Here is a 15,505-nt window from a genome sequence, read left to right on the forward strand (position 1 = left end):
AGTGTGGATAAAGTCAAGAATTTGCAAGAGAAGGCGCGTGCATTGCACGAACTATTGGCTCGCTATGCAAAAGTAGATGACGATGCGGAAATGGTGCTGAGATTTATGAGCGGCTTATTTGAAGAGATTGAACAGGGTAAGGTGGTGCCTCCAGTGCAGAACAAATATAGATGGTATTTCGCAAATACCGAGAGCTCATTGTTCAAATATACTGATCTAGGCGAGGCACATGCTCAATATTCTCATGCTTTAGAAGATTGGTAGATGTGGCTTTACACGGATGTTTTCATTCGCGCAGCGCTTCGCTTCAACCGGCAGTTGCATCCGCAGGAGAGGAAGTGAATCAGTGATCGTGAAGCGATGTATGCGAAGCGCTACGGTTTGACCGCTGAACAGGCGCGTGAAGAATTGACAATACAGGCAAACCTGCAAGTACAGAATGGCTCGCCAGGCGAATGGAATCAGCGAGCTCTTGAATTTCTGAAATCACGGCAGCGTGGTCGGTTCGGTCAAGGACAGCGTGACGATCGAGGCGGGCAACGAGTTGCACGTGAAAGGCAGCGACCTCATCGCCGCGAAGGACGTGGTGGGCACGGCGAAGACGGTGACGCTGCAGACTGCGACTGATGAACAGCACCATAGCGGACAACAGGCGATGCGGCAAAGCGGCGTGACGCTCGGGATCCAAACGCCGGGCATCGCAGCGGTGAATAATGTGGTACAGCAGGCCAGCGCGGGTGCCCACAGTCAAGACGATCGGGTACGGGCGCTGCGCGGGCTAGCCGGGGCCAGTGGCCTGTACGATGCGTACCAGTCAGTGCCGGGCGAATTAGGCACGCTGGCTAAGGGCGAGATGCCCGAAGCGAAGCTGACGGTGAGTATCGGCTCGTCCGGCAGCCGCTCAGTGTTCAGCGAGGACAGTACGCAGGCGCACGGCAATCGCGTGCAGGCAGGCGGGCTCGCAAAATTCCAGGCGACGGGCGAGAAGGACCCAGGCCAAGGGAACGTGATCATTCACGGCTCGCAGATTGATGCGCAAAACGTCCACCTTGCGGCCACCGATCGGGTGGATCTGCGCAACAGCACCGACACTGAGCGTGTGCGTCACGACAATGGCTCGACAAGCGGCAGCGTTGGCGTATCGATCGGCACGAAGGGGCTCGGCGTGTCGGCGTCGGCCGCGCGTGCCAACGGCGACGGCAACTCGGACGGGGCGATGCAGAACAACACGCACGTTCGCGCACGCGAGAGCGTGACGATTAAGAGCGGTGGCGATACGAACGTTGTGGGCGCGAACGTGAAGGGCAATCGGGTGGTCGCCGACGTGCAAGGCGACCTGAATGTGGCGAGCGTCCAGGACACCAGCGTGAGTGCGGCGCACCAGCATAGCGCGGGCGTCGGGCTGAACGTGAGCCAGGGCGGGGGCAGTGCCAGTTTCAACGTGCAGAACGGCAACGCGCGTGGCACCTATGCAAGCGTTACCGCGAGCAGGCAGGGATCGAGGCTGGCGAAGGCGGTTTTGACATTGCCGTGAAGGGCCACGAGCTTGTGGCGCGATGCGCAGTGCAGTGGACTGACTGGGCAGTCGGCAGTTGTCGGCGTGCTGCGACGCAGGAGTGACCATATCGCATTCGCTGACAAAAACGGAAAAGTGCTTGCCGACCCCGGACCAGTCTGCGTATAATCTTGGTCTCTGCTGATGACGAAAGCAGCGTTGTTCCGAGTCGGGCACGTTGTGAAGTTTTGGCGGAAATAAGTGAAGTCTTCGTTGAAACGAAGGAAATGGATCAAAAAAGACTTGACAAACGGAAAAAACGTCGTTATAATGTTGTTTTTTCTGAGCTGTTAAACAAAACAGCGAGACAGAACCTGAAAAAATTATGTCCCCTTCGTCTAGAGGCCTAGGACATCACCCTTTCACGGTGAGTACAGGGGTTCGAATCCCCTAGGGGACGCCAGATATCAGGTGCACCAAAAAGTGCGCGCAGTATGCAAGAGTAACCAACGCTTGCACGCTAAGATGTCGAATTGGAGTGGTAGTTCAGTTGGTTAGAATACCGGCCTGTCACGCCGGGGGTCGCGGGTTCGAGTCCCGTCCACTCCGCCAAAGTTAAAAAAGCCCGCTTATGCGGGCTTTTTTATTTCATACTGCCAGGCGCCGCTGGCATGATGCGGCGAATCATGCGCATTCGTGCCCACCGCATCCAGCGGTGGCCCGCTTCTGGACCGAGCGACGCCGCCTATGCGTGTATCCTTTTGCTGACGCTTGACCAATAGACCAGCAGCCCAGCCGCTGCCAGCGCGAGGCTTAGCGTATTGGCGTACCAAAAGCCGCGCGCGCCAGTCAGTGCCGCGGGCATCCAATGTAGTGGGTCGAAGCCGGCGAGGTATCCGCCGCCCAGGCCGACGCCCCATAGCGCGATGGCGTAGATTATCGTCGGGACCACGGCGACCTGGTACGCACGCAGCGCGAACGCAGTAGTGATCTGCAGCGCGTCGCACAGGTGGTAGACAGCGACGATCGTCAACAGCGGCATGGCGGCGGCAACCACATTCGGGTCGGGCGTATAGGCGGCGATCAGCCACGGCCTCATCACGATGATAACCGTTGCGTACAGCAGCGCGATGCCTGAGGCTAATCCGATCCCATGCGCGGATAGGATGCGTGCAGCGGCGAATTCGCGCGCACCGAGCCGTTGGGCGACCAGCGTGGATGTCGCGATGCCAATCGACAATGGTGTCATATACAGGACTGCGCTGACATTGCCGGTAATCTGGTGCCCGGCAAGCGTCGTGGTGCCGAAACGCGCGATGAACAGCGCCATGAATGTGTAGGATGTGACTTCAATCAGGTAGGACAGGCCCATTGGGACACCAAGCTTGAGCAACGCCAGTTGTTGCCGCCAGTGAGGCCACGAGCATTGCGCGAACACTGCAAACTGGCGATAGAAATCGACGCGCAGCAGTAGCACGATGCCGACGAGGGCCGATAGCCAATTGATGATCGAGCTGGCGAGGGCGGCGCCTGGACCACCCAGCGCCGGCAGGCCGAACGCGCCGTGGATCAGCAGCGCATTGAGCGGTACCTTCAATATCAGTCCGCCAAGCTGGATCAGCATGACCGGCCGCGGCTTCGCGACTGCATTCGATAGCGAGCTAAAGAGACGGAACAGCAGGCTGGCCGGCAGCCCGAGCGACAGGATGCGCAGGTAGGCGAGCGCGCGCTCATTGAGTTCCGGCGGTGCGTCGGCAATGCGCAGCAACGGCGTCGGGAAGTACAACAGCAGACAGCCGGGCAGCGCCAGTATGATGGCGAGCCAGGCCGATTGCCGTACTTCCTCGCCGATTTGCGCGTGGCGGTGCGCGCCGAATAATTGTGCCGCGATGGGCTGCAGCGCGACCAGGATGCCCGTCAGACCGATATAGACCGAGATGTAGATCGACGAGCCGAGTCCAAGAGCGGCCAGGTCCGTGGCACAATACCGTCCGACCATGGCAGTATCGATGACGCCGAACGCAATGATCGCCAACTGGCCGACCAGCACGGGCCAGGCGAGGGAGAGAATTTGACGGGCGTCGGTCAGCATGTCGGGCGTGGGTTGGACGGTGGGTTGAGCGGACAGCGCGGCTATCGGCCGGCGGCACCCGGCAGCCTATGGTCTTGAGGATTGGCTATTGGACCGTGCGATGCCTCATACCACGGTGCGGTGGCGCCTTCGTTCGCTCAACCCTGACATACAACCGGAACAACTCGTCGCGATCCGCGGCCCGGCGTCCTTCCCATGCGAGGTGCCATGCGTATGGCGGCAGGGCACCCGGCGCGCTGAAATCGTGCGTGTCCTGTCGCAGCAGTACGTCGCAATCCTCATCGCCAAATGCAAAGCGCATATTGCCGAAGTACGCGAAGGTCGCCAATTGAGCGTTGCCTAGACGCACCGGCTGGATACACGCATAGTCAGATGGCAAATGCGTGGCAATTTGCGTGGCGACGTCACGGTAGGTCCGGCTGTAGTTCACCACGGGCAACCATAGCGTCATCAGCAGCACCCACATCAGTGTCGTGCCGCCGCTGGTCAGCACGACACTGCGCCAGATTACCCTCGGTTGCCGCGAGATGCGCCAGCGTACCAATGCGATCCAGCCGAGCGTGACGACAAGCGCGCACAGGAACGACAAGGGCGCGAATTCGGGCTGGAATCCGGGCACCAGCCGCGCGAGGTTGCGGGCTAGCGGATGCGGGAAGCCGGTCAAGCTCGCGAGCCAGACCAGCCAGACGAACGAGCCGAGGATCGTAAAGCTGAGCACCGCGAACCAGTCGATTGCGTTGATCGCGCCGCGCTTCAGCGTGGGCAGGCCGAACGCGGCGAGTACCGCGAGCGGCGGAATCAGCAGCATGAAAAACCGGTTGGTTTGATGGCTTTGCAGTACGACCAGCACCAGCAGGGGCCAGAACACGAACATCGGAATTGCCACATGCGGTGCGCGGCGCAGGCCGCCCCAGCTGTACCAGGACCAGATCGCAAGTGGCCATGCGGGCCATGTGAACAGGGGCAAGTTCTTAATCGCGTAGAACAGCGCCTTGGACGGCGGCCCAGCATACTCATCGAAGTTGCCGTGGAACCACGTGCGTAAGAAATCCGGTGCATGCGCTGGGAACACCCATAGCGCGACCAGTGGCCACGCCAGCCCCAGCGCGAGGGCCAACGGCATCGTGACCACGGCAAACGGCTTGGTCTGGACGCCGTGGACCAGACCGACCGTGGCAACGATCGCCACGAGCAATGCGGTTGCCAGCACCGGATTGCCCGCCAATGCGATGCCACCTAGTGCAACGCCAGTCCATGCCGCACCTTGCAAGGGCTTGTCGAGGCTGCGCACTAGCCCGTACAGCAGCATGGCGACCGCAGTCATTTCAGCGATTTGCGGCGTCGTCTCGTGGCCGCGCTCGGCCAGCCCAAAGCAACCCAGCACGATCAGCAGCGCGCCATCGGCCAACGTGCGCCCGTAGTCTCGCGGCAACGGTTCGCCGCCAAACGCATATTTGAACGGCTGCACTTCTGGGCGCCGGCCAAGCAGGTACGCACCATACCAGACGAACGCGCATGTCATGCAGAAAAACACGCCGGTGTAGAGGCGTGATGCGTTGCTCGGATCGACCAGCGGATCTAGCCATCGGATAAAGGAAGCACCGACCCAATAGGCAAGTGGCCCATCTGTCGTCACGGGCTTGCCGACCAGGTTCGGCAGCAGCCAATCGCGCCAGGTACCGCTTGCCATCGTCCACATGACGCCGAAGCCGGCGGCATCCTCGTTCTTCCAAGGATCACGGCCGAACAGGCCGAATGCTGCATAGACGACGCAAATCGTCAGCAAGGCCCAGCGTGGCAGGGCGCTGGTGGCCGCGGCCGTGAGTCGGACAACGGGTCTCATGCGTAGCGATTGGACCTATTCTTGTGATCGGCGATCCAGCAGTGTAGTCGTGCTGCGGGTGCCGTTGACAGAAAAGGGCAGCCGAGGCTGCCCTTGATGGAAATTGTCCCGGCCTGCGCGGCGCGCCGCAAGCGGCGTTGCCAGGTACCGGGTGGCCGCCAGCGCGGGCGGCCGCTTCGCGGCCGGGCTTACTTCGCGACCTTCGCGCCGGCACGGTTGCCAAACTTTTGGCGGAACTTCTCGACGCGGCCGGTCGTATCCATGAACTTGTTCTGCTCGCCCGTGTAGAAAGGGTGCGATTCGGAAGACACTTCAACCTTAGCGAGCGGATAGGTTTTGCCGTCAAGCTCGATCGTCTCACGCGTCTGGATCGTTGAACTGATGATGAACGTCTTGCCGTTGGACATGTCCTGGAACACGACCTCGCGGATATCGGGGTGAATGCCTGTCTTCATGATACGTTCCTTGGTTTCAAGCGGTAGCCAGCCCGCCGCGTCACCCTGTCGACAGTCCGCTGCCGGTGCGCGAGCCACTTTCCGAAGGTGGAAAAGGTAGAATTATGCCTGAAAATCAGTCGGTTGGCGAATTTTTCAGGATCCCGGTGCCGGCCGGGTCCTGTCGATAATAGCGCGCGAGCAGCCGGTACAGCTGCGGATACTGCTCAGCGAAGGCGTGTGGCCGTACGAACAGCGCCTCGCTGCAGACCGCGAAGAATTCCGACGGGTGTTCGGCGGCATACGGGTCGATCAGCGAATCGCGCTCCAGGCGTGCCCAAAGGCGCGGTGGAACCGCGTCCACGCGCGCGCAGAACTGATCGTACGCGTTATCGAAGATGTCGCCCCATTCAGTGCGCTCCAGCGCCGCATGCTAGCGGCGAATCAGTGGCGGATGGCCGTCGGCATCGCCGTCCAGCATGTCGATCTTGTGCGCGAACTCGTGGATCACGACGTTGTACGCATCGCGACCATCGGTCATCTGCACGTCTTCCCAGGACAGGATCACCGGGCCGCCTTCCCACGCTTCGCCGCTGGCATCCTGCGTGATCTCATGGACCACACCGGCTTCGTCCTCGACGGTCTTGCGGATCACAAACTCGCCTGGGTAGACGATGATGCCGACCCATCCGCGATACAGCTCCAAGCCCAGGTTCAGCACCGGTAGACAGGCCTGCGTGGCAATGTCCACGCAGATCTCGTCGGTCAACTCGAGCGCGTGTGTGGTCGTGAACGTCTTTTGTGCCAGGAACAGGCTGACCAGCTCGCGCAGCCGCGCCTGATCGTCGTCGGTCAAATAGCATAGGAATGGCAACCGCGCGCAGGTGTGTGCCCATAGCGCGTCAGAAATCGCGAACTCGCGTAACGCGCGCTCGCGGCGCCGTCGCTCGAGCCAGTCGGAGACTTTGCTGAACATCAGGTCCTGTCCGCAATTCAGTCCAATGCACGCTGCCATGCAGCGAACAACCCGCCGACGAGCGCTATTGCGGCAAGAAAGTAAAAGCCATCCAGCGAAGCGAGGAAATTCGCCTGTTGCGCGACACTGCGGGCGAGCAGCGCGATGGCGACGCCGTGCGAATCACCGGACGGATTGCCGGTAGCCAGTACGCCGCGGCTTAGCGTGTCCAGTGCCGCGGAAAAAATCGGATTGTACGGGTTGGCGGCTTCGGCGAGGCGGGTTTCGTGCAGCGCGAGCCGATGCTGCTCGAGCATGATGATCGACGCGGTGGCGAATGAGATGGCGAGTTGCCGCACCAGATTCTTCAACCGGTAGCCGTGGGCGAACGCCTCGATCTCGAAGACGCGGAAGGTCAGGTTCGCGACCGGCAGCACGATGAACAACAGCAACAGGCCGCGCAGCAGCAGCGGAGCGGCGAGTGCGTCGTGGCCGGCCTGGGGCGACATCTGCGCTGTCCACAGCGCGGCCAATGCCGCGAGCGCGAATCCGGGCACGATGATCCATTTCTTGCGCGGCACGTGCTTCGAATAATGCAGGTAGACAAAGAGCAGCATGCCGGATAGCAACGATGTGACGCCGTTAAAATATCCTGTGCTCTCGATCGTAAAACTCAGTCCGCGTTCCATCAGCCGGGGCAGCAGGTAGCTGAACCCCGTCGATAGGTAGTAGTAGAATACATAGAGCACCAGCCCGACCTGAAACGTAGGCTCGCGCAGCGCGTGCATGCGTACCAGCGGCGCCGGGTGGTGCCATTGGTGATGGACAAACCAGGCGAGTCCGGCAATGCCGCATACGGTCAATACGATCAAGCCAGGCGAGCCGGTGAACAGCTGGAAGCGCAGCTGCGTCATGACAATCTGCAACGCGGCCTGCGCGAATGCGAACACCAGATAGGCCCAATAGTGCGGCTCGGTGCGGTGCGCCGGATCGACGTCCCCGGTATCGGGCAGCGACAACAGCGCGAGCACGCCGAGCACGAAGCCCGCGGGCGCAGTGCAGGCGAAGAGTGCCCGCCAGTCGAAATGCGACACCAGCCATGCGCCAGCGATCGGGGCGAGCGCACTGCCCAAGACAATCAGCGTAAGAAACACCCGCAGCGCGTCGGCTCGGCGCTGCGCGGTGAAGCTGATTTGGATCAGGATCCGGCATGCGCCGAGCATCGGACCCACGAAGTAGCCCTGTATGCCTCGCGCGAACAGCAGTTCTGCGGAGCTGTCGCAGAGCGCCGCCAGCAACGCGCCGGCACTGTAGAAGCCCATGCATCCGGCGATGTAGCGGCGATAGCCGATTCGCTCGACCCACCAATGCTGTTGCAGGATGCCCAGCACAGCGCCCAGCGCATAGGCGCTCGAGGCCCACACCAGTTCGTCGGGGGATGCGTTGATGCCGCCGGCGATGTAGGTAGCAAAGAACGAGAAAATGGCATTGTCGAAATAGTCTAGCCCGATGACCGCCGCGAGCACCCATGACATCACCGCGTTGCCGTGGCGGGATGCGTGTGCGGCTGCGGTGCTGGTTGCCGGCGCGGTGTTCATCGGTTGCTGCCGTGGCCCGGCCCGCGCGGCGCGGGGTAGGATACTGGACGCTGACGGGCCAGCGCCGCATCGGCATCGCGAATGGCTTGGCTTTCGTGGCTAGTGTTGACTGGTCTGGCGGTTCCGCTTGCCGGTACCGTCTTCGTGCCGCCCCGCCCACGGGCGCCGCCACGCGCCTTGCGCCGCTGTAGCGCAACGTCCACTGGGACGCCAGCAAGTCGCTGGTCGACATAGTCCAGGTCGTGCTGTAACTGCGTCCGTAGCGCTTGTGCGGCTTTCAGTTCATTGCGCATCTGGGCGACACGTCGATCCAGGATGTCCAACTGCGTGGCCAGTGAGGCGCGCCATGCGGCGAGCGCGGCAGGCGACAGACGCGGGTGGTTCTCGCTGGCCGGCGCCTCGAACGGTTGCTTTAGCAGCGCAGTGATCGCCGTGAGTGAAAAAACCAATGAGCGCATCCGCAAAATGCGCGCGAAGCGATCGAGATCGGTTTGCTCGTACAGCCGGTAACGTCCCTTGCTGCGGGTGGGCGTGGCCAGTCCCAGTTCCTCATAGTACTTCAGCGTGCGCGGTGTCACGCCGAGCCGGGTGGCGGCTTCGCTGACGGTCACCAGTGCGTAAGGGGGATCGGCAGGGCGCATCGCGCAGTTCGGTTCGACGAGGGGGAAAACCGATTATATGTGCCATACCGTGCCAACAGCGCAGCCGCATGAAAAAATGAACCCCATGTTCCGAAAAACATGGGGTTCGTCAGCCGCCTGAGTGCCACGCCGGCGGCCAGGCGGATCGGCGACGCGCGTGCTGCGCTTAACCGCCGCGGCGCATCATGTCGAAGAACTCCGAATTGCTCTTGGTCTGCTTCAGCTTGTCGAGCAAGAATTCCATGGCTTCGATTTCATCCATGTCATGGATGAACTTACGCAGCACCCAAATCTTTTGCAGGATTTCTGGCTTGATCAGCAATTCCTCGCGACGGGTGCCCGATTTGTTCAGGTTGATCGACGGATAGACCCGCTTTTCCGCGAGGCGCCGTTCCAGATGCACCTCCATGTTGCCGGTGCCCTTAAACTCCTCATAGATCACGTCGTCCATGCGGCTGCCGGTTTCAATCAGCGCAGTGCCGATGATCGTCAGCGAACCACCTTCTTCCACATTGCGCGCCGCACCGAAGAAGCGTTTCGGGCGTTGCAGCGCATTGGCGTCGACGCCCCCGGTCAAGACCTTGCCCGAGGCCGGCACCACGGTGTTGTAGGCGCGTGCGAGCCGCGTGATCGAGTCCAGCAGGATCACCACGTCGTGCTTCATCTCGACCAGCCGCTTGGCCTTCTCGATTACCATTTCGGCGACCTGCACGTGGCGCGATGCGGGTTCGTCAAACGTGGACGCAATCACCTCGCCGGCCACCGAGCGCTGCATTTCAGTGACTTCTTCCGGGCGCTCGTCAATCAGCAGCACGAACAATGTGACGTCCGGATGGTTTGACTTAATCGCATGCGCGATGTGCTGCAGCATCACGGTCTTGCCCGACTTCGGCGACGCGACCAGCAGTCCGCGCTGGCCTTTGCCGATCGGTGCAATCATGTCGATGATGCGGCTGGTGATATTTTCCTCGCCGCGCACGTCGCGCTCGAGCGACAGCGGCTTGTTCGGATGCAGCGGCGTGAGGTTCTCGAACATGATCTTGTGTTTCGAGGCCTCGGGCGGCTGTCCGTTGACTTTGTCGACCTTGACCAGCGCGAAATACCGCTCGCCGTCTTTCGGCGTACGTACCTCGCCTTCGATCGTGTCGCCGGTGTGCAGGTTGAAACGGCGGATTTGCGACGGACTGATGTAGATGTCGTCGGTGCTTGCCAGATACGATGTCTCGGGCGAGCGTAAAAAGCCAAAACCGTCCGGCAGCACTTCGAGGGTGCCGTCGCCGAAGATGGTTTCACCCGTCTTGGCGCGCTTTTTCAGAATTGCGAACATCAACTCCTGTTTACGCAGGCGGTTCGCGTTTTCGATCTCCAGGCCATTGGCCATTTCGATCAAAGCAGATACGTGTTGCGACTTGAGCTCGGATAAATGCATACAGGAATCCCGCCAGGGAAAGAGGAGAAGCGACAGAAAGGGGAGGGGGGTCGTCGGGCGACGGGCCCGGTTAGGATGTTATACGATTTGAAACGTATTCAACTTTTCTAATCTTAGCATAGCATAGCGATGCTAATTCGAGCATAGTCGCGATGCGGCGCCCGTTGCATCCTTGCAACAAGCGCCGTCCCGATGCGGGCGCCGCCGCGGGGCTCAGATATGGCTGTCGATCAGCGCCGTGATTTGGGCCTTCGACAATGCGCCGACCTTCGTCTGGGCCACCACGCCGTTCTTGAATAGGATCAACGTCGGAATGCCCCGCACGCTAAACTTGGCCGGCGTCGACGGATTCTGATCGACATCAATCTTGGCGACCTGCAGGCGGTCGCTGTAGTCGCGTGCTACTTCGTCCAGTAGCGGCGCAATCATCTTGCACGGGCCGCACCATTCCGCCCAGAAGTCGAGAAGGACGGGCTTGTCCGACTTGAGGACGTCCTGTTCGAAAGAAGCATCGGTGATGTGCTTGATTTGTTCGCTCATTATCGCGTTACCTCTAAAGGCACCTGAGGTGCGGCCTCATGATGGCCCCCCGATATGCCCAATCTCCAAAAACCCGTCCGGCGGCATGCTGCTGCCGCGCGGCGGCCCTCGCGAAGCGCAACGGCGGGATCCGCCCGCCCATTCGCAGGTCATTCAGCCGTCATCTTAACGTAATTCGCTTCCCATCGTGCACAGTGGCGTCACGATGCGATCCAGTGCTAGAATACGCGGTGACGGGCCTCCTCGCATGGTGGCGCGGTCAACCGGGTCAGGTCGGGAACGAAGCAGCCACAGCCGTTTTCTGCCAGTGCCGAGGGTTGGGCTCGTCACCTTCCTCTTTCTCCGATTGCCCGATTGGGCTGTTCTGCTTCCGCTCCCATCATTGCCAGTGTCAACGCAACGTGCAGTCGTGTCATGCGCTCCGGTGGTGCGCGGCCGACTCCGCGCGTGGTACGCGCGAGCGTTGCTGATACAATTTCGTGATGATCTATCAAGTTCTCGCACGCAAGTGGCGGCCCAGGGATTTCGCATCGCTCGTCGGCCAGGAGCACGTGGTGCGCGCGCTCACCCATGCGCTTCAAGCGCAGCGGCTGCATCACGCTTATTTGTTCACCGGCACGCGCGGCGTTGGCAAGACCACGCTGTCGCGGATCTTGGCCAAGGCGCTTAATTGCGAGGCCGGCATTACCGCCACGCCATGCGGCGTATGCAAGGCGTGTCGCGAAATCGACGAAGGGCGCTTCGTCGACTACGTTGAAATGGATGCAGCCAGCAACCGGGGCGTCGACGAGATGGCAGCGCTGCTCGAGCGCGCCGTCTACGCGCCGGTCGATGCGCGTTTCAAGGTCTACATGATTGACGAAGTCCACATGTTGACCCATCACGCGTTCAACTCGATGCTCAAGACGCTCGAGGAGCCACCGGCGCATGTAAAGTTCATTCTCGCGACGACGGATCCGCAGAAGATTCCTGTCACCGTGTTATCGCGCTGTTTGCAGTTCAATCTCAAACAGATGCCGGCAGGCCATATCGTGTCGCACCTGGAACGTATCCTGGCCGACGAGGGTATCGGTTTCGAAACGCAAGCGCTGCGCCTGTTGTCGCGCGCCGCGGACGGTAGCATGCGCGATGCGCTGTCGTTGACCGACCAGGCAATTGCGTACGCGGCAGGCGCGGTAACCGAACAGGCCGTGCGGGGCATGCTCGGCGCACTGGACCAAAGCTACCTGGTGCGCTTGCTGGATGCGGTTGCCGTGCGCGACGGCGCCGCGGTGCGCTCGGTGGCTGACGAGATGGCAGCGCGCAGCCTGTCGTTCTCGACCGCGCTGCAGGATTTGTCCAGCCTGCTGCATCGGATTGCGTGGGCGCAGGTGGTGCCCGACTCGGTGCTGGACGAATGGCCGGAAGCAGCGGACGTCCGGCGTTTTGCGCAGCAGCTGACGCCCGAAGCCGTGCAGCTCTATTACCAGATCGCGACGATTGGTCGCGCTGAACTGGGGCTGGCCCCAGATGAGTATGCCGGTTTCACGATGGCGCTGTTGCGCATGCTTGCGTTCGGTACTGTCGACGTGATAAGCGGGCGTGTACCGGCGGATATGCCGCCGGCAGCCGGCACGCCAGAGGCAGGCGCGCCGGGCGCCGGCGGCGGCCCGACAGCCAGTGACGCGCGCGCCGTCGGCGCCACGCAACGCGAACCTGCACAGCGCTTGCACGCCCGTGCAGCGACGCAGGCTCAGGCTTTCGCCATGCCCACCCATGCCGCCGAGGCGGTGCAGACGGCTGCACGTTCGCCTGGCGTACCTGCGGCTGCGCGCGGCGGGGCTGACGCGGATGAGGCAATGCAGGAAAGGGTCCGCATGGCGGTGGCGTGCACGAACGCGACGCAGACGAGCACCGCCAGCACTGATGCGACCGGCATGGGCGCGGCCCAGACGCAGCTGGAGGGGACCAGCGTGCCCCACACGGATGATGGTCCGACGGACGCGGTCGAGGCCAATCCGAGCCAACCCGCATTGCAGGAGGACGTTGCCGCTCCATCGTCGCCACAACCGGTTTCTTCGCACCCGGACCCATCGCGCGCCGGCAGTCCGGCCAGCGCGGCGCTTGGCATGCTGCGGGGCAAGGGAATCCGCGTTTCAAGCGAGCGCGGCCGTGCGCCGGCGGCTGCGTCGGGCGCCATCCGATCTGAGGCGACGACGGCGCCGGGTGCGGACGGCGACGGCACCGCCGCGCCGCCTCGCGCGAAAGCGGCGTCCGCGGCAGCACAGCTCGCCGAACGGCTGGCGGCCAGCGCTGCCGCCGGCACCCGGCGCCCGGTGCCGCGCAGCAAGGGCCAACAGCGGGTCGCTGCCGCGTCAGGTGGCGCGACGCGCGCGTCGGGTGCGGCCCCCGGCGCGGGCGACGCACAGGACCCTACTCGCGCCTCGGCGCCGGCGGTGGCGCCCTGGGATGACACGCCGCCCGACGACGAGTTCGTGCCGCTGTCTGCGTATGACGGCGCCTTCGATGTCGGCGAGCCCAGTTTCGCCGCGCTGGCGGATGACTCGGCGCCCGACGTGCCGGCTGCCGTGCAGCCGCCGGCACCAGTCGATGACACGCCGTTGCCGCCGGCTGTGTCGCTTGCACCGCTCGGCTACGACGGCGAGTGGCCGACATTGGCCGCATCACTGTCGCTGCGCGGCATTGCGTACCAGCTTGCGTTTCACAGTGAGCTTATGGCGTGTGACGGTGACGAACTGACATTGCGTGTGCCGGTGCCGCAATATGCGGACGCGGCACATGCCGGCAAGCTGAAGGCCGCGCTCGAAGCGGCCCTAGGCAGGCTGGTGCGCGTGACCGTATCGGTTGGCCCAGCACGCCGCACGGCCGCAGCCGTGGAGGCCGCGCGGCGCGCGCAGCAACAGCAGCAAGCCGAGCGCGAGATCAACGCGGACCCGTTCGTGCAGACGCTGATCCGCGAGTTCGGCGCGACGATCGTGCCGGGTTCCATTCGCCCGCTTGGCGTTGACCACCGCGCATCCAGCGCATGACCGGCCAACGCAGCATTCCCCCGCTATTCGAAGGAGTTTCATGATGATGAAGGGTCAACTCGCCGGCTTGATGAAGCAGGCGCAGCAAATGCAGGAAAACATGAAGAAGATGCAGGAGCAGCTTGCGCAGATCGAGATCGAGGGCCAGTCTGGCGCCGGTCTCGTGAAGGTGACGATGACCTGCAAAAACGAAGTGCGTCGCGTTACGATCGATCCGAGCCTGTTGGATGATGACAAGGACATGCTCGAGGACCTGGTCGCCGCCGCGTTCAATGATGCGGTGCGCAAGGCGGAGGCGACGGCGCAGGAGAAAATGTCCGGCATGACCGCGGGGTTGCCGCTGCCACCGGGCTTCAAGCTGCCATTCTGATTTGCGTGGGCCGTTGATGAACGAACGTGTCGTGTTTCGACTCCCGGCGTGCGTTGGCGCGCGACGCACATGAACGTGAAGCCGCCGTCCGCGCTGGCCGCGCTGATCGAAGCGCTGCGCACGTTGCCCGGTGTCGGACCGAAGTCCGCGCAGCGCATCGCCTATCACCTGATGCAGCATGACCGGGACGGGGCGCAGCGGCTCGGGCGGTCGCTGCTGCACGCGACGCAGGTGCTCAAGCATTGCGAGCGGTGTAACACGTTTACCGAGCGCGACGTATGCGAGCTGTGCAGCGACGAGCAGCGTGATCCGACGCTGCTGTGCGTGGTCGAGACACCCGCCGACCAAATCATGCTCGAGCAGACGCTTGCTTATTGCGGGCTGTATTTTGTGCTGATGGGACGCTTGAGCCCGCTTGACGGCATTGGGCCGCGCGAGATCCATTTCGACCGGCTGATGCGCCGGGCGACCGACGGCATGGTCAGTGAGGTCGTGCTGGCTACCAACTTCACGAATGAAGGCGAGGCGACTGCCCATTACCTGGGCCAGATGCTCAAGGCGCGCGGCCTGACGGTCACGCGGCTGGCCCGCGGCGTGCCCGTCGGCGGTGAACTCGAATATGTCGACGCTGGCACGATCGCCCGCGCGGTGCTGGATCGGCGCTCGGTCTGAACGCGTATCGTCGATCAAGTCGAACGCGTTGTAGGAGGCACAATGGCCGCGATGCCGGCGGCGCTCAGCACCGGCATCGTTTCGTCCGGCTGAAGCGCGGCGCGGTTCGCTAGCGCAGGGTGCGATGTGCAGTAGGTCAGCGTGAATGCAGCGGCAACGTCAAAGCCGATTTCCGGTGGCAGCGGCAAGCACGCGGCCGCGGGCGCGGCCACCTGTTCGGCGAAGGCGCCCATGCCGATGTATGCGACGACGCGATCCCCGGGCTTGAAGCGCGTCCAGGGTAGACTATTGCGAACGCTCGTGCCTTTTATTCGGTACGACTCGGCGGCCGGGATGACTGCTGCTGTGCGTCGCATGATCGAGTGGTGCGCTCGATTGCTCTCCGTTGGCAAAACATCCTCGGTTAC

General features: G+C 62.5%; 12 protein-coding genes, 2 tRNA genes, 1 other RNA gene and 2 pseudogenes. 8 read left to right on the forward strand and 9 right to left on the reverse strand.

Going from position 1 to position 15,505, the window contains the following annotated elements; all coding sequences use genetic code 11:
- Window positions 1-3 precede the first annotated feature (3 nt).
- The 4 genes from B0B13_RS05175 to B0B13_RS05195 all read left to right on the forward strand — a co-directional run bounded on the left by B0B13_RS05175 (window position 4) and on the right by B0B13_RS05195 (window position 2,107).
- A complete protein-coding gene (locus tag B0B13_RS05175) occupies window positions 4-264 on the forward strand; it encodes a hypothetical protein (protein ID WP_076794822.1) in 261 nt (86 codons plus the stop codon).
- 232 nt (window positions 265-496) lie between these two features.
- The gene (locus B0B13_RS05185; protein ID WP_139337328.1) at window positions 497-1,534 is read left to right on the forward strand and encodes a hemagglutinin repeat-containing protein; all 1,038 of its coding nucleotides are present in this window, start codon (window positions 497-499) and stop codon (window positions 1,532-1,534) included.
- Window positions 1,535-1,882: 348 nt separating this feature from the next.
- Window positions 1,883-1,958 (forward strand) — tRNA-Glu (locus B0B13_RS05190).
- 72 nt (window positions 1,959-2,030) lie between these two features.
- Window positions 2,031-2,107, forward strand: a tRNA-Asp gene (locus B0B13_RS05195).
- 133 nt (window positions 2,108-2,240) lie between these two features.
- Here the strand turns inward: B0B13_RS05195 and B0B13_RS05200 are convergent.
- The 8 genes and pseudogenes from B0B13_RS05200 to trxA all read right to left on the reverse strand — a co-directional run bounded on the left by B0B13_RS05200 (window position 2,241) and on the right by trxA (window position 11,027).
- Window positions 2,241-3,587, reverse strand: a complete 1,347-nt coding sequence (locus B0B13_RS05200; protein WP_076794826.1) for an MATE family efflux transporter — start codon at window positions 3,585-3,587, stop codon at window positions 2,241-2,243.
- 85 nt (window positions 3,588-3,672) lie between these two features.
- A complete protein-coding gene (locus B0B13_RS05205) occupies window positions 3,673-5,430 on the reverse strand; it encodes an ArnT family glycosyltransferase (RefSeq protein ID WP_076794828.1) in 1,758 nt (585 codons plus the stop codon).
- A gap of 188 nt (window positions 5,431-5,618) precedes the next feature.
- Window positions 5,619-5,885 (reverse strand): type B 50S ribosomal protein L31, encoded by a 267-nt coding sequence (locus B0B13_RS05210; RefSeq protein ID WP_076787226.1) that lies wholly within the window; start codon window positions 5,883-5,885, stop codon window positions 5,619-5,621.
- A gap of 115 nt (window positions 5,886-6,000) precedes the next feature.
- Window positions 6,001-6,840: pseudogene (locus B0B13_RS05215) on the reverse strand (M90 family metallopeptidase).
- A 17-nt stretch (window positions 6,841-6,857) separates the two neighbouring features.
- A complete protein-coding gene (locus B0B13_RS05220) occupies window positions 6,858-8,417 on the reverse strand; it encodes an MFS transporter (protein WP_076794830.1) in 1,560 nt (519 codons plus the stop codon).
- A 143-nt stretch (window positions 8,418-8,560) separates the two neighbouring features.
- Window positions 8,561-9,058, reverse strand: a pseudogene (locus B0B13_RS05225) (MerR family transcriptional regulator); the annotation flags it as partial.
- Window positions 9,059-9,224: 166 nt separating this feature from the next.
- Window positions 9,225-10,487: a transcription termination factor Rho gene (gene rho / locus B0B13_RS05230; RefSeq protein WP_013435079.1), complete on the reverse strand. Its 1,263-nt coding sequence runs from the start codon at window positions 10,485-10,487 to the stop codon at window positions 9,225-9,227.
- Window positions 10,488-10,700: 213 nt separating this feature from the next.
- The gene (trxA, locus tag B0B13_RS05235; protein ID WP_076785049.1) at window positions 10,701-11,027 is read right to left on the reverse strand and encodes a thioredoxin TrxA; all 327 of its coding nucleotides are present in this window, start codon (window positions 11,025-11,027) and stop codon (window positions 10,701-10,703) included.
- Between the two features lie 232 nt (window positions 11,028-11,259).
- Between trxA and ffs the strand changes: the two genes are divergently transcribed.
- The 4 genes from ffs (at window position 11,260) to recR (ending at window position 15,098) form a co-directional block, all read left to right on the forward strand.
- An RNA gene (gene ffs / locus B0B13_RS05240) (signal recognition particle sRNA small type) lies at window positions 11,260-11,358 on the forward strand.
- A gap of 151 nt (window positions 11,359-11,509) precedes the next feature.
- A complete protein-coding gene (dnaX, locus tag B0B13_RS05245; RefSeq protein WP_076794836.1) occupies window positions 11,510-14,056 on the forward strand; it encodes a DNA polymerase III subunit gamma/tau in 2,547 nt (848 codons plus the stop codon).
- Window positions 14,057-14,099: 43 nt separating this feature from the next.
- Window positions 14,100-14,426 (forward strand): YbaB/EbfC family nucleoid-associated protein, encoded by a 327-nt coding sequence (locus B0B13_RS05250; RefSeq protein WP_076787222.1) that lies wholly within the window; start codon window positions 14,100-14,102, stop codon window positions 14,424-14,426.
- Window positions 14,427-14,495: 69 nt separating this feature from the next.
- Entirely contained in the window at window positions 14,496-15,098 is a 603-nt protein-coding gene (recR, locus tag B0B13_RS05255; RefSeq protein WP_139336959.1) for a recombination mediator RecR, read from the forward strand.
- A gap of 14 nt (window positions 15,099-15,112) precedes the next feature.
- Here the strand turns inward: recR and B0B13_RS19960 are convergent, their stop codons facing one another.
- Complete coding sequence (locus tag B0B13_RS19960) at window positions 15,113-15,454, reverse strand: MDR/zinc-dependent alcohol dehydrogenase-like family protein (protein WP_076794839.1); 342 nt, start codon at window positions 15,452-15,454, stop codon at window positions 15,113-15,115.
- Window positions 15,455-15,505 lie beyond the last annotated feature (51 nt).

This window comes from Burkholderia sp. b14 (assembly GCF_900156195.1).
GTDB lineage: Bacteria > Pseudomonadota > Gammaproteobacteria > Burkholderiales > Burkholderiaceae > Mycetohabitans.